Origin of the sequence: Enterobacter cloacae complex sp. 370H10 (assembly GCF_050031535.1) — a bacterium.
Classification (GTDB): Bacteria; Pseudomonadota; Gammaproteobacteria; order Enterobacterales; family Enterobacteriaceae; genus Enterobacter; species Enterobacter intestinihominis.
This window is the reverse complement of the sequence record NZ_JBLGWG010000001.1, coordinates 4,985,133-4,999,400: the sequence shown is the minus strand read 5'-3', so window position 1 is coordinate 4,999,400 and position 14,268 is coordinate 4,985,133. Positions and strand designations below refer to the sequence as shown.

Below are 14,268 nucleotides of genomic sequence, written 5' to 3'. Positions count from 1 at the left end.
AGGCTGTGTCAAATTTTCTTATCCAGAATGTTACGCAGGTGTTATTTTCGACAAAAAAAGCGCCCGAGGGGGAAGTCGGGCGCGGAAGAAGGGGAGGCTAACCGGGGGAGATCAGGCCGCGTTTCCCTGAGAAAGGGGGGCCAGCGCCGCAGGCAGCTTACTGAGCTCCTGCACCAGAGAGTCTTTGCTGATTTCACCGATTGTTTTCGCACCGGTCAGGGTCATCGCCACCTTCATCTCTTTCTCGATCAGGTTCAGCAGATTCGCCACGCCCGCCTGGCCGCTGGTGGCCAGCGCGTACAGGTAAGCACGGCCCAGCAGCACACTGTCTGCGCCCAGGGCAATCATGCGCACCACGTCCAGCCCGTTACGGATGCCGCTGTCGGCCAGAATCGCAATATCGCCTTTCACCGCATCGGCAATGGCTGGCAGGGCGCGGGCGGAGGAGAGCACCCCGTCAAGCTGGCGGCCACCATGGTTAGAGACCACGATCCCATCGGCGCCAAAACGCACCGCGTCGCGCGCATCTTCCGGATCGAGGATCCCTTTGATCACCATCGGGCCGTCCCAGAATTCGCGGATCCACTCCAGGTCTTTCCAGGAGATGGATGGATCGAAGTTGTTCGCCAGCCAGCCGATGTAATCTTCCAGCCCGGTCGGTTTACCCAGGTAGGCCGAAATATTGCCCAGATCGTGCGGACGGCCATTCACGCCGACATCCCACGCCCACTGCGGGTGCGTCACCGCCTGCCAGTAGCGGCGCATCGCGGCGTTCGGACCGCTCATGCCGGAGTGCGCATCACGGTAGCGGGCGCCGGGCGTGGGCATATCGACGGTAAAGACCAGCGTAGAGCAGCCCGCCGCTTTGGCGCGCTCCAGCGCGTTACGCATAAAGCCGCGATCGCGCAGGACGTACAGCTGGAACCACATCGGGCGCTTGATGGTCGGGGCGACCTCTTCAATCGGGCAGACGGACACGGTGGAAAGGGTAAACGGAATGCCTTTGGCATCTGCGGCGGCGGCGGCCTGCACTTCGCCCCGGCGGGCATACATGCCGCATAAGCCGACGGGCGCAAGCGCCACCGGCATGGAGAGCGTCTCGTTAAACAGCTTCGTCTCAAGGCTCAGGTCAGACATATTCTTCAGCACGCGCTGGCGCAGGGCCACTTCCGACAGGTCCTCCACGTTGCGGCGCAGGGTATATTCGGCGTACGCCCCGCCGTCAATGTAGTGGAACAGGAATGGCGGCAAAATGCGCTGTGCCGCGGCGCGATAGTCACTGGCTGCGGAAATAATCATGCTTTGTTCTCCCTGGAAATATCACTCTCGCCAGGCAGACGGGTAATACGCGCCTGTCGGGCCTGATCTTCATCGAATCGTTTAATGGTGGTATGCACGAAGCCGAGATGCGCCATCATCGCCTTGCGCGCGGCCTCGGCATCACCGGCCAGAATGGCGTTGAGCACCGCCTCGTGCTGTTCGGTCAGTTGGGCAAATACCGGCGGCACCAGATACATGCGCTGGCGGCTCTGCTTCACGGAGGATTGCAGCAGGTCGAAGAACCCGCGCATGGTTTGCAGCAGAACCACGTTGTGCGAGGCCTCGGCAATCGCGAGGTGAAAACGCACGTCCGCCTGGGAGGCGATGTCCGGGTCGCTGCTTTGCGTGGCCTCAAAGCAGGCTTTGAGCTTCTCTTTATCGGCCTCGGTTGCCCGCATCGCCGCATGCCACGCGGTGCTGGTTTCGATGGCGTGGCGCGCTTCGAGGATGTCAAAGCTGTAGTCCGGGTCGTTTTCCATCAGCGTCTTAAGCGGCTGCACGATGTTTTGTTCGGACCAGTCGTCATGCTGCCAGCGCACGAAGGTGCCGCCGCCTCGACGGCTCAGCAGCACCCCTTCGCTGACCAGCGTCGCCAGCGCCTCGCGCAGTGAATTGCGCGACACGCCAAGCTGGGCGGCAAGCTGACGCTCGGCGGGCAATCTCATGCCCGCTTCCAGCTGTTGTTCTTCTATCAGCGCCCGTACGCGAGTGGCAATCTCGTCGGACAGGCGTCTGGGCATCACTATCATGGAATCATCCAGGTTAAGACATAGGCCTGCAATGTGGTGATCACGCCCACCATGCAGGTAAATATCAGGCTGTGTTTAACGGTAAAGCGGAACAGATCCGACTCTTTGCCTACCAGCCCCACCGCGGCACAGGCAATGGCGATGGACTGCGGTGAGATCATCTTCCCGGTCACGCCGCCGGTGGTGTTCGCGGCGACCAGCAGCACGTCCGAGACGCCAATCTGCTGCGCGGCTGTGGCCTGTAGGGCGGCAAACAGGGCGTTAGATGACGTATCTGAACCGGTCAGGAACACCCCCAGCCAGCCGAGGAACGGCGAGAAGAAGGTAAACGCGTGGCCGGTATGCGCCAGCGCTAACGCCAGCGTCGACGACAGGCCGGAGTAGTTCGAAATAAACGCGAACGCCAGCACCATGCCGATGGAGTAAATCGGCAGCATCAGCTCTTTAATCGTCGCCGCAAAGGTCTGCACCGCGGCGGCAGGCTTCATGCGCAGCCACACTACGGAAAGGATAGCGGCAAACAGGATCGCCGTGCCGGTGGCTGAGAACCAGTCGAACTTAAACACTGCCGCATACGGCGTGGCGTCGTGTACCACCGGCGGCATACGGGCGACCATTTTGTCGAGGAACGGCACGGAGATATTAATCACCATGTCGTACAGCGCGCCGCCCGGGGCGAACAGGGCTTTAAATGGCGGAATACTCCACAGCGTCACGGTGGCGGTCAGGAACAGGAACGGTGACCACGCGCGCACAATCTGTCCGGCGGTATAGCCGGTGCGCGCCAGCGTCTGATCCACGTGCGATGCGCCCATGTCAGCAAAGCGGAAGATACGTACCGGCTGCCAGCGTTTCAGGAACAGCGTCAGACAGACCAGCGACACCAGGGAAGAGATGATGTCCGGCAGTTCCGGGCCGAGGAAGTTGGAGCTGAGATACTGGGCAATGGCGAACGAACCGCCCGCTACCATCACCGCAGGCCAGGTCTCCTTCACGCCGCGCCAGCCGTCCATAATCGCCATGATCCAGAACAGCACGATAATGGTCAGGAACGGCAGCTGGCGGCCCACCATCTGGCCGATCTCGAAGCTGTCCAGCCCGGTCACCTGGCCCGCCACCAGAATAGGAATGCCCATCGCGCCAAACGCCACCGGCGCGGTATTCACAATCAGGCACAGGCCAGCGGCATACAGCGGGTTAAAGCCCAGACCGACCAGCAGGGCGGCGGTGATGGCCACCGGTGCGCCGAATCCTGCCGCCCCTTCCAGAAATGCTCCGAAGGAGAAGCCGACGATCAGCATCTGCAAACGCTGGTCCGGCGTGATGGAGAGAATCGACGAGCGAATAATGTCGAACTGCCCGGTTTTGACCGAGATTTTGTAGACAAAGACGGCGGCGATGATGATCCACGCAATCGGCCACAGTCCGTAGAAGAAGCCATAGACGACGGAGGCCAGCGCGCGATCGACCGGCATTTTGTAGAAGAACAACGCCACCATCAGGGCGATGGCAACGGTGTACGTTGCGGCGAGGTAGCCCTTCAGCTTGAGCTTAATTAGCGCAAAGAAGAAAAACAGGATCGGTAGCGATGCGATCAGGCTCGACAGCCAGATATTTCCGGCCGGATCGTAGTTTTGTTGCCAGAGGCTCATGCAGGTCTCCTGAGGACCACACAGGTGTTCGTCGGGTGAGTCTCTGCTCATCTCTGCGTCACACTTAGTGTAAAAGTGGTCCTTCCAATATTGTGATGTAGGGTTAATGACAACAAATGGTTAACCAAGTGTTGCTATTCAGCAATTGTTTTGTGAAGTGGAGCATCGAAATTGTGAACGATGGATAGCTTTGTGCGTGATTGGTAGGACCAAACCCGCAAAATCAAATCACCGTGTGCGTTGGGAGCGGTGGTCAGGTGGAGAGCCTTACACTCGCCTTTTAAGCAGATACGGCGCGTAAAAGAGGTTATATAAAAAGGAGAGGTGATAATATTTCGTGAATTGAATGAGGTTTGTTTGTTTTATTTGTGTTTTTGAGAAGCTGTATATGTGTGAGCAGAGTGATATATTTCCTATAAATAAAAATTTTTTTTGGTTAAAAATGCGAAATCTAAGCTGTAGCAAAAAATTTTAATTAAGGTAAATTTCACATATAGATTTTAACAGTGTATTACAAACGATCAATTGATGATCGATAAAGAAATATCCTGCCCAATTGCGGTTTTTCAGGATAAAGGGTAAGAATTTTGCGCTGAACAGACATTTTTTGGCTAATAATATTCTGAAATAAATTGATCAAACAATGATCAGTTAACTCTCTTGTAATTTAGTTGCGGTATTAAAAGCAGATTAATAATTATTATGGCAATCGAAAGGGGTTAAATTTGTTAGTTGAGTGTTAATTTCTGAGTGTTTACAGACGCGGCATATTGCTTTTCAATGCGTAGACGTTAAAAGGCATTTGATTTACTATTTATTCAGAAGCAACGTAACAGAAGATTTTAAATTTATTACTAACCACAACGTATTCAGTGTTATTTTCGGCCAGAAGTCATTCCTCAGTTGAAGGATATCTGTGTATGGCCTTCTGAAAATATACGGATTATCACCATGGGATGGACCCTGCTTTATTCTATAAGGTCGCGTCACCCATTCTGCTAAAAACCTTTCGGTGGCGTTTTTAAATCCTTATAGCGGTTATTGTACCTGGTACAACAAATCTATATCTGTTTAATTTACAGAGGGGAAAGTGTTCCAAATGAAAATCAAAAATGTGGCGCTGGCGATTGCCGCGGCGGGGCTGCTGTTATCTTCTCAATCAGTACTGGCAAGCAGTGATTCTGGCGTTAATGCTTCTCTGGATACCGGTGCGGGTTCGCAAAGTACGGGCGGGGTGATCAATTTTACCGGGAAGATTACCCTTATTTCCTGTGATATTACTCCGGCCTCTAAAAACAAAACGGTAGACCTTGGGGCGTGGGCAAAAAGCTACTTTGACGATCACAACGAAACGACGCCGCGCGAGTTCAAAATCAACGTGGAAAACTGCCCGGAGACGGTTGAATCGGTTGCGGTACTGTTTGACGGAACCAAAGATACGGTGAATGACACACTGCTTCAGGTTACGCCGGGTGAAGGTATGGCGACGGGTGTCGGCGTGAAGCTTTATAACAGCGATCGCAGCACCGCGATTAAACCGGGTACGGTATCTGAAACAACCGCACCGGATGATCAAGGCAATGCTGAATTAACTTTCTATGCCGCACTTGACAAAGATGGCACGGAAATCAACGCCGGCGATGTTAACGCCGTATCCAACTTCCTGATGGTTTATAACTGATTTCACTGTCAGCCACCTCCAGAGATAATAATGATGAAACGTTTATCGTATATTATGCTCACTGCATTAATGGTTAGTTCTGCGTCAGTTTCCGCTGGCGTTGTAATGGGGGGAACACGGATCGTATACCCGCAAAACAGCAAGGAGGTGGCATTTTCTGTTTCTAATATGGAAAGTGCGGTTCCCTATCTTATTCAGTCGTGGGTTGAAGGCGATGGGCCGGATAAAAATAACGCTGCGCCATTTATTGTCACGCCACCTCTGTTCAGACTTGATCCGGAGCAGACCAACACGCTGCGTATTCAATATACCGGCGCTCCGCTGCCCACAGATCGTGAATCTGTATTCTGGCTCGATATTAAAGCGATAGCGCCAAAGCCAAAAGAGAGCAGCAACGAATTACAGGTAAACGTCAAATCGAAATTTAAAATCTTCTACCGCCCGGACAACCTGAAAGGGGACGCCGCCACGGCCTGGCAGAAAATAACGTTTTCGCGAACGGGAAAAGGGCTTAAGGCCGCTAACCCGACGCCATACTACGTCTCTTTTTATCGTCTGACCGTTGGCGGGCATAAAATTGAGCAGCCGGGCATGATCGGTCCAGGGGAAACCCGGGAATGGCCTGTGTCCGCCTCCGGGGGCGTAAGCTGGTCGGCTATTAATGATTTTGGTGCCATCACCGCCACCCACACCCAGCCTCTTTAAGACCATGCCTTTTCGCCTGTTTTGTTACGCGCCGCTTTCGGTGTTGCTGCTTAGCTTCAGCCGCACGGGGATGGCCGAGGATTACTTTGATCCCGCCGCGCTGGAGCTTTCCTCTACTGAACAGAAAACGGCGGATCTGCACTATTTCTCTGAAAAGGGCGGGCAGATGCCAGGCACCTGGCTCGTGACGCTGGAGATTAACGGACGCGAGGAGCGGCATCAGGAGATCACCTTCGTCAATGAGAAAGGCAGCCTGCAACCCGTTTTTAGCGTATCGCTGCTGGAAGCGCTTGGCGTAAATGTAGGGGCCATTCCTGCATTCTCCCGGTTGCAGGAGGGAGAAACGTTCACGCACCTCGAGGATTTTATTCCGGCAGCGCGAACCTCTTATGATTTCAACCAGCAGCGTCTCTTTCTCAGCCTGCCGCAGGCGGCAATGAAACACCGCAGCCGTGGCTACGTGCCGCAGTCACAGTGGGACGATGGTATCCCGGCGGCATTTACTGATTACAGTCTGTCGGGCGGTCAGGCCCGTCATCAGAGCGGGGTCACAACATCCAGCTATCTGAGCCTGCGTAACGGTATCAATCTGGGGGCGTGGCGGCTGCGTAACACCTCGGCCTGGAGCCACAGCGACGCGGGCGGCGACCATTTTCAGTCGCAAAGTAGCTGGCTGACCCGGGATATTCGCCGTCTTAACAGCCAGCTACGGATCGGTGATGCCTGGACCACAGGCGACGTCTTCGATAGCGTGGCGTTTCGCGGGGTACAGCTCTCATCAAGCGAAAGCATGTTGCCCGACAGCCAGCGCGGCTTCGCACCAACCATCCGCGGCGTCGCACACAGCTTCGCTAAAGTCTCCGTTTCGCAAAATGGCTATGTGATCTATGAAACCTGGGTGGCCGCCGGGCCATTTATCATTAACGATCTGTTCCCGGGCGCACAAAGTGGCGATCTACAGGTTACGGTCACGGAAAGTGACGGCTCAACGCGCGTCTTTACCCAGCCCTATTCTGCGGTGCCGTTTATGCGACGCCAGGGCAGCCTGAAATACAGTCTCAATGCAGGACGATTTCACTCCGGCTCCGGTGATGCGCGTTCGCCCGAATTTGTTGAAGGCGCTTTCTTCTACGGTCTGCTCTCCAGGATGACGGTGTATGGCGGCTTTCGTACGGCGAGCAACTATCAGGCCGGTGCAATTGGCGTAGGCAGAGGGTTTGGCGCATTTGGCTCGCTGGGTATTGACGATACGCTGGCAAAAAGCCGTTTACCCGACGGCAAAAGCGCGATGGGGCAGGCGTGGCGCATTCAGTACCAGAAAGATTTCAGCGCTACCGGCACCGCCTTCAACCTGGCGAGCTATCGCTATGCCTCGCGCAATTACTACGAATTTAGTGAACTGAATCAGTCTGACAGCCAACAGCTGCAACTCAATAATCGCCGTAGCCGCTCGCAGGTCACTTTTTCACAGACGCTGGGTCAGTTCGGCAGCCTCAGCGTCTCGGCATGGATGCAGGATTACTGGCATACGTCCGGGCAGGATAAAACCATCCACATTGGCTGGTACACCAGCTGGCGGGGTATTTCCTGGGGCGCGGGGTATGACTACACCGACTCAGCGCTTGAGCAGCATCCCGATCGCACCGTATCGTTTAACGTCAATGTTCCGCTTGGCAACTGGCTGCCGGGCAGTTCGGTCAGTTACTACGCCAACCACAACAATCGTGGGATGACCACGCAGCAGGTGTCACTCAACGGCAGCGCGCTGGCGAACCGCAACCTGAATTACAGCGTTCAGCAGAGTAAGACCAGTGAGGGAGAGGCCGACAGCACCAGCCTGGCGCTGCAATACAATGGTGGCTACGGCAACGTCAGCCTCGGTTATGACCACAGCCGAAACGGTAGCAACGCGAGTCTTGGACTCGCCGGAGGCGTTATCGCCACGCAGTATGGCGTCACGCTTAGCCAGCCGCTGGGCGATACCGTCGCCCTGCTGCGCGTGCCCGGCGCGGCGAACGTTGAGCCGGAGGGCTACAACGGGATCCATACCGACAGCCGCGGCTATGCGGTCATGCCAACGCTCTCGGCGTATCGCAAAAATACCGTCAGCCTTGATACGGCGACGCTGGGTGAGAACGTCGACATTGAGCAAAGCGGTCTGACGCTCATTCCCACCAGCGGCGCGGTGGTGCTGGCCAATTACACAACCCACATTGGTTATCGCGTTCTGTTTTCCCTGCGCTACCACGGCGAACCGTTGCCGTTTGGCGCGCAGGCTGAAGTGGTGGAGCAGAACCGCCATTCTGCAAACCGAAGCATGGTCGCTGACGGCGGTCAGGCCTACCTGAGCGGAGTACCCGAGCGCGGCACCCTGCGCGTCACCTGGTATGAAAACGGGGAGCAGCAGCAATGCCAGACACCTTTCAGACTGGGGAAAGCTCATATGGCCCCCGGCATCGCTACGCTGTCTCTTGAGTGCCACTAGAGGAATATCATGCGTCACTTTATTCACTGGTTTTTCTATCTGAGCCTTCTTTCGCTTTTTGGCATGCTGAGTTTTCATGCGCACGCTCAGGCCTCGCCCTGCCGCACCACGCGCGATCAGTGGGTTGTCCAGGTACCCTACGCCATTGGATATGCTCCCGGCACCGCGGATTGGACGCCGGTTTCCGCGCCGATACAGTCTACCGGGCAAGACTTCTACAACTGTGATGGCGGTAGTGACCCCTGGCGTAGTATCGGATTTGTCGAGCTGGATAACCCCGTCGGCACCGTGGTGGGGGAAGACGGTGCGTCGCGGCACGTCTACAAAACCCAGATTGACGGCATCGGCTACGCGCTCGGGTTCCGCGAGCAGCAGTACTGTGGTGCGGATGCCGTACAGTATATTGACGGCACCAGCCCGGTAGACGGCAACGAGTCCCGGCGTATCTGCGATGCCTCACAGAATCCTGCCTTTGCCAGCGCCTCAACGTACAAAATGCAGTTCTGGGTGGTGTTTTATAAAATCCCGACGACCAGCGCCATGCCTGACGATAACGCCAACTCCCAGGAGCAAAATGTCGGCTCGCTGATATTGCAGGCGGGAGAAAATCAAGCCAGCGCCACCAACGTGGCGACACCGGTACAGATCCATCTCGCCAGCTTCACCGTCAGGCGTACCAGCTGCTCAGTGGGCTCTCGCAGCATTCTTGTTCCCATGGGGAGCGTGAGCCAGCGTGAATTTCACGGCATCGGCTCCCGCGCCGGAGGCGGACGCTTCAGCATTCCGGTGACCTGTGAAAATAACACGGCGGTTAAGATGGGTTTCTTTGGCGATACCACGCCGGGCAACGATCGGGCGCTTGCGTTGACGAAGCAGGAGGATAGCGCCAGCGGTGTCGGGATCGAACTGCTTTACGGTGACAATACCGGTTCGGTTCAGGGGCAGGTGGTATCGTGGAACACCCCGCAGGTGTCAGCGCTTGGCCAGGTGGGGGATAACCAGACGCAGACCTTCTGGTTTGATGCGCATTACATTCAGACGGAAGAGAACGTAACGGCGGGAAAAGCGGATGCGATGGCCACGTTTAACCTGATTTACAACTGAGTTTCCCCTGCGCAGCGGCAGGGGAGAGCGATCAGAACGCGGTCTTACTAAAACCCGTCATCTCTTTCAGGCCCATTTCGCGGCCAAGCTCAGTCATCGGGTGCACCACCACCAGGCCACGGACGCTTTTCTTCAGCTTGCCCATGTCGGCCTGCTCTTTTTTGGTGATCGCGCGGCGATGCGGCATGTTCATCAGCTTCTGCGCCTCTTTACTCAGCTTCTGGCCTTTCACATCGCGCAGGCGCTCAATTTCCGCCTCCAGCTTCACGGACTCTTTTTCCAGCTCGGCATATTTCTCGGCGGAATCAACAAGGGAGAGGCCAGCCATCTGATGGCGTATCAGATCCAGACGGTCGCTCAGGCGTTTAATTTCGTTCTTTTCGACTTCTTTCATGACAAATAACTCTGAAAACGGGGAATTTACAGGGAAGGATACACCAATGTGTGCGGGCTTACTTCTGAAACGCTTTTTTTAAGCTGATTTTAGAAATCAGCTCAGTCAGGGAAAGTACCATGGTGGAGCGGACAACTTGTTGATAACGCAGCTTTTGCATCATGTACAGCTCAGGGTCGCTGTCATCAAACTGAGGTGCGGGAGGGAGCGCGGCTACGCAGTGCAATTCGCCGAAGGGCCCCAGGATCTCATCATCGGTAAAGGTGTACTCATTGCCGTCATGATTGAGCTCTTCGCGCAGCGCCATTAACAGCTCGGCGTCTTCATACTCCTGACGGTTGAGCACGCCAAGACCGTAAATCAGCTTCAGCCGTACCGATAAATCGCCCAGCGGTCCGTCTCCGTCCAGTAACGGTTCTACAGCATACTTTACCGCGTAGTCGTCTTTGCGAAACACCTGAAGCACCAGAATGTTCACCGCCTCGGTTAACAGCTCGACGGCGGCGATCAGGAAACTTCGTACGGTTTTGCCAGCATTCAGACGCTCAAGCACACGATTTTCAAAGGCCTGGGTTTGTTCCATTATTGCCTGCATATCTGACAATCTGTTATTCGGGCGCAGGCTAACCTGCGCCGGACTCTGCATCATTTGGTTGCGTTGTATGCGCTGACCGCCTCCGCAACCACGTCACTGTTGGCATCCAGACCGGAAATCTGCGCCAGCGCAGCCTGTGCGCCTTTGTCATCAATCAGCTGAGCCAGCTCAATCGCCTGCGGGTCCTGCTCGCTGCGGTAGTGCATCGCGGCAGCAATCCCTTTCACCAGGTTAGCGTGCGGCAGACCGTATTCCAGCGTGCCCAGCAGCGGTTTAATCAGGCGGTCGCCCGCGCTCAGTTTACGCAGCGGCTGACGACCCACGCGCTCAACGTCATCTTTCAGATACGGGTTTTCAAAACGACCGAGGATTTTCTGGATGTATGCTGCGTGTTTATCAGCATCAAAACCGTAGCGTTTGATCAGCACCGCGCCGCTCTCTTCCATTGCCCCTTTGACCACCGCACGGATGTTCTCATCGAGGATCGCGTCACGAATCGTCTGATGACCGGCCAATTTCCCGAGGTACGCGGTTATAGCATGCCCGGTGTTCAGCGTGAAGAGTTTACGTTCGACAAATGCCATCAGATTATCGGTTAATTCCATTCCCGGAATGGTCGGCAGCGCGCCTTTAAACTGAGTTTTATCAACGATCCACTCGCTGAAGGTTTCCACCGTCACTTCCAGCGGGTCGTTGGTGGCGGATTCTGATGGCGGAACGATGCGGTCAACGGCGGAATCCACAAAACCAACGTGCGCTTCAACCCAGGCTTTATCTTCCTCAGCCACAGCGGCCAGAACGTGGCCTTTCAGCTGCGTGGTGCCGCGCACCATGTTTTCACAGGCGATGATGTTCAGCGGCGTTTCAACGCCTTGTGCTTTACGCTTCGCCAGGCCTTTCGCGATCGCCGGGGCGATACGCTCAAGCACCACCGGACCCACGGCTGTGGTGACCAGATCAACGCTCGCGATGAGGTCAATCACGTCGTCGCCAATGCTGCTTACCGCGTTGACGCCAGAGACCGTTTCAACCTGTTCGTTTTCACCCACTACGTGAACCTGATAGCTATGACGCGCATTCAGGGCATCCAGAACCACCTGATTCACATCGGCGAATGTCAGGGTAATGCCTGCGTCTGCCAGCAGTTTACCGATAAAGCCACGACCGATATTACCTGCGCCAAAATGTAATGCTTTCATAGTGTTAACCTTCATCAATGTTTTTACCCGAGAGGGCTGGGGTGAGGAACGTTTTCCCCTCACCCTAGCCCTCTCCCCGGGGGGAGAGGGAAGAGGCGCTGTTACTTGTTAAGCAGAGCCAGAACTTCTTCAACGCTGGTGGTGTTGGCCAGACGCTCAATAACCGTTTCGTCATCCAGCGCGTTGGTCAGGCTGGTAATCACCTGGATATGCTCGTTGTTGCGAGCGGCGATACCAATCACCAGACGGGCGATGTCGTCCTCTTCTTCACCGAAGCGCACGCCATCAGGATACTGACAGAACACCACGCCGGTTTTCAGCACGCGGTCTTTCGCTTCAACCGTACCGTGCGGAACCGCGATGGATTCACCCAGGTAGGTTGGGGTCAGCTTTTCACGCTCCAGCATCGCCTCAACGTATTCCGGCTGAACGTAGCCGCCTTTCACCAGCTGCTCACCGGCGAAGCGAATGGCCTCTTCTTTATTGGTCGCCGTGCGGCCAAGGAAGATGTTTTCTGCGCCCAGTTTGAACAGATGCGCGTTGCTCTCGTCGAAGCTGTCTTGCAGGCTGGTGCGCACCTTCACTTCGTTATCTTCATGGCGCTGGGCCGCAACCAGACGTTCGGTCAGGCTGGTGTACAGGCCGCTGTCGAGGAAGTTGGTCAGGGAAATGTGCTGCGCCTGCGGCACCTGACGCATGGCGCGCTCGGTCAGATCGCGGTGCGTGATCACCAGGTCAACGTCCGGCGGCAGGTTGTTAATCGCGCTGTTGGTCACGGAGATGTTGGTCAGACCCGCATCCTGCACTTTCTTACGCAGCACGCCCGCACCCATTGCGCTGGAACCCATACCGGCATCACAGGCCACGATAATTTTACGTACGTGGCTCAGGTCGTTAGAGACATCACCCGCCGCCAGCGGCGTTGCGCCTTTGGATTCGGCTTTCATGTCATGCATACGACGGGTTGCCGCTTCGATATCGTCGTCTTCTTTCACCTTGCTGGTTTTCAGCAGGATAGCGGAGACCACGAAGGAGACGGCCATGGCCGCACAGATCGCCGCGATGTTCGCGAAGTAGGCGCCTTTCGGGGTCATCGCCAGCACCGCCAGAATAGAGCCTGGAGAAGCAGGAGACACCAGACCACCGCCCAGTACGCTCAGGGTGAACACGCCGGTCATACCGCCAAGGATAACGGCCAGGATCAGACGTGGGTTCATCAGCACATACGGGAAGTAAATTTCGTGAATACCGCCCAGGAAGTGAATGATCGCCGCGCCGCCAGCAGACTGTTTCGCGCTGCCGCGACCAAAGAACATGTACGCCAGCAGAACGCCCATACCCGGACCCGGGTTCGCTTCAATCAGGAAGAAGATGGACTTGCCGAGATCGTGTGACTGCTGGATACCCAGCGGTGAGAAGATACCGTGGTTGATGGCGTTGTTCAGGAACAGGATTTTCGCCGGTTCAACGAAGATAGACGCCAGCGGCAGCATGTCGTGCGCCACCATGAAGTTAACGCCCGCCGCCAGCAGCTTGGAGAGCACTTCAACCGCAGGGCCAATGCCGAGGAACGCCAGAATCGCGAGGATCATCCCGATGATGCCCGCGGAGAAGTTGTTCACCAGCATTTCGAAGCCGGATTTGATCTTGCCATCAACCCAGACGTCAAATTTCTTGATCGCCCAGCCGCCCAGAGGACCGGCAATCATCGCACCGAGGAACATCGGCATATCCGCACCGACAATCACCCCCATGGTTGTGATGGCACCCACGACACCACCACGGTCACCGCCCACCAAACGACCACCGGTATAACCGATGAGCAGCGGCAGCAGGTACGTAATCATTGGGCCAACAAGTTTCGCCAGCGTTTCGTTAGGCAACCACCCTGTCGGAATAAATAATGCGGTGATAATACCCCACGCGATAAACGCGCCGATATTTGGCATCACCATGTTGCTGAGGAAACGACCAAAGCTTTGCACTTTGATCTTGAAATCGGATGACATAAAACACCCCTTCTTATGTTTACGCTTAGGCTTGTGGCCCGAGGTTTATCGTTAATGTGCGGCGGCAGAGGTAGCCGGGCCCTGTTCTGATGCTGTGAAATCTGGCACTGAATCGTTCAACTGTCCAGATAGCGGAATTTTGTGTGATCTGAATCGCATGAATGTAGGGGGTGAGGATATTAATGAAGTGATCGCGATCACATAATGGGTGTGTAAAAAAAATACATTGCTCAGAATTACGCCAAAATGAGGGCTATTTTGTGATTAATATCACAATGTTAAGTTGGCTGTTTGTTTCCAGATTGTGATTTGATTCACAAAATATTTTTATGCAGATTTCTCCCGTATCCCCTCACGGCAGGAATGCGATACGTA

Annotated in this window: 11 protein-coding genes; 4 read left to right on the top strand and 7 right to left on the bottom strand. The window is 55.4% G+C overall.

Translation table 11 applies throughout. The annotated features are described in order from the left end of the window. Positions 1 to 111 precede the first annotated feature (111 nt). Genes lldD through lldP form a run of 3 tightly spaced genes read right to left on the bottom strand, consistent with a single transcriptional unit; the run spans position 112 to position 3,721 of the window. On the bottom strand, positions 112 to 1,299 hold the full coding sequence (lldD, locus tag ACQG2Q_RS24615; RefSeq protein WP_022649770.1) for an FMN-dependent L-lactate dehydrogenase LldD: 1,188 nt from the start codon (positions 1,297 to 1,299) through the stop codon (positions 112 to 114). Further along, the gene (gene lldR / locus ACQG2Q_RS24610; protein WP_023298877.1) at positions 1,296 to 2,069 is read right to left on the bottom strand and encodes a transcriptional regulator LldR; all 774 of its coding nucleotides are present in this window, start codon (positions 2,067 to 2,069) and stop codon (positions 1,296 to 1,298) included. Before lldR ends, lldD begins: the two co-directional genes overlap by 4 nt. Beyond that, complete coding sequence (gene lldP, locus ACQG2Q_RS24605) at positions 2,066 to 3,721, bottom strand: L-lactate permease (RefSeq protein ID WP_022649769.1); 1,656 nt, start codon at positions 3,719 to 3,721, stop codon at positions 2,066 to 2,068. Before lldP ends, lldR begins: the two co-directional genes overlap by 4 nt. A 1,099-nt stretch (positions 3,722 to 4,820) precedes the next feature. On the opposite strand from lldP, the gene ACQG2Q_RS24600 reads away from it, so the two are divergent. From ACQG2Q_RS24600 to ACQG2Q_RS24585, 4 genes are read left to right on the top strand one after another with little or no spacing between them, the layout of a single operon-like run. After that, positions 4,821 to 5,402 carry a fimbrial protein gene (locus tag ACQG2Q_RS24600; RefSeq protein WP_032621994.1) on the top strand — a complete coding sequence of 194 codons (582 nt, stop codon included), beginning with the start codon at positions 4,821 to 4,823 and terminating at the stop codon, positions 5,400 to 5,402. Positions 5,403 to 5,432: 30 nt separating this feature from the next. Continuing rightward, positions 5,433 to 6,107 (top strand): fimbrial biogenesis chaperone, encoded by a 675-nt coding sequence (locus ACQG2Q_RS24595; RefSeq protein WP_022649767.1) that lies wholly within the window; start codon positions 5,433 to 5,435, stop codon positions 6,105 to 6,107. A gap of 4 nt (positions 6,108 to 6,111) precedes the next feature. Beyond that, on the top strand, positions 6,112 to 8,592 hold the full coding sequence (locus ACQG2Q_RS24590; RefSeq protein WP_063850271.1) for a fimbria/pilus outer membrane usher protein: 2,481 nt from the start codon (positions 6,112 to 6,114) through the stop codon (positions 8,590 to 8,592). Positions 8,593 to 8,601: 9 nt separating this feature from the next. Continuing rightward, positions 8,602 to 9,696 carry a fimbrial protein gene (locus ACQG2Q_RS24585; protein WP_063850273.1) on the top strand — a complete coding sequence of 365 codons (1,095 nt, stop codon included), beginning with the start codon at positions 8,602 to 8,604 and terminating at the stop codon, positions 9,694 to 9,696. A gap of 31 nt (positions 9,697 to 9,727) precedes the next feature. Here the strand turns inward: ACQG2Q_RS24585 and ACQG2Q_RS24580 are convergent, their stop codons facing one another. The 4 genes from ACQG2Q_RS24580 to ACQG2Q_RS24565 all read right to left on the bottom strand — a co-directional run bounded on the left by ACQG2Q_RS24580 (position 9,728) and on the right by ACQG2Q_RS24565 (position 13,893). Next, positions 9,728 to 10,090 (bottom strand): YibL family ribosome-associated protein, encoded by a 363-nt coding sequence (locus ACQG2Q_RS24580; RefSeq protein WP_022649764.1) that lies wholly within the window; start codon positions 10,088 to 10,090, stop codon positions 9,728 to 9,730. A gap of 58 nt (positions 10,091 to 10,148) precedes the next feature. Further along, positions 10,149 to 10,739, bottom strand: a complete 591-nt coding sequence (gene mtlR, locus ACQG2Q_RS24575; RefSeq protein WP_023298873.1) for a mannitol operon repressor MtlR — start codon at positions 10,737 to 10,739, stop codon at positions 10,149 to 10,151. Next, on the bottom strand, positions 10,736 to 11,899 hold the full coding sequence (mtlD, locus tag ACQG2Q_RS24570; protein ID WP_080343369.1) for a mannitol-1-phosphate 5-dehydrogenase: 1,164 nt from the start codon (positions 11,897 to 11,899) through the stop codon (positions 10,736 to 10,738). Before mtlD ends, mtlR begins: the two co-directional genes overlap by 4 nt. Before the next feature lie 86 nt (positions 11,900 to 11,985). After that, a complete protein-coding gene (locus ACQG2Q_RS24565) occupies positions 11,986 to 13,893 on the bottom strand; it encodes a PTS mannitol transporter subunit IICBA (RefSeq protein WP_022649761.1) in 1,908 nt (635 codons plus the stop codon). Between the last annotated feature and the right edge of the window lie 375 nt (positions 13,894 to 14,268).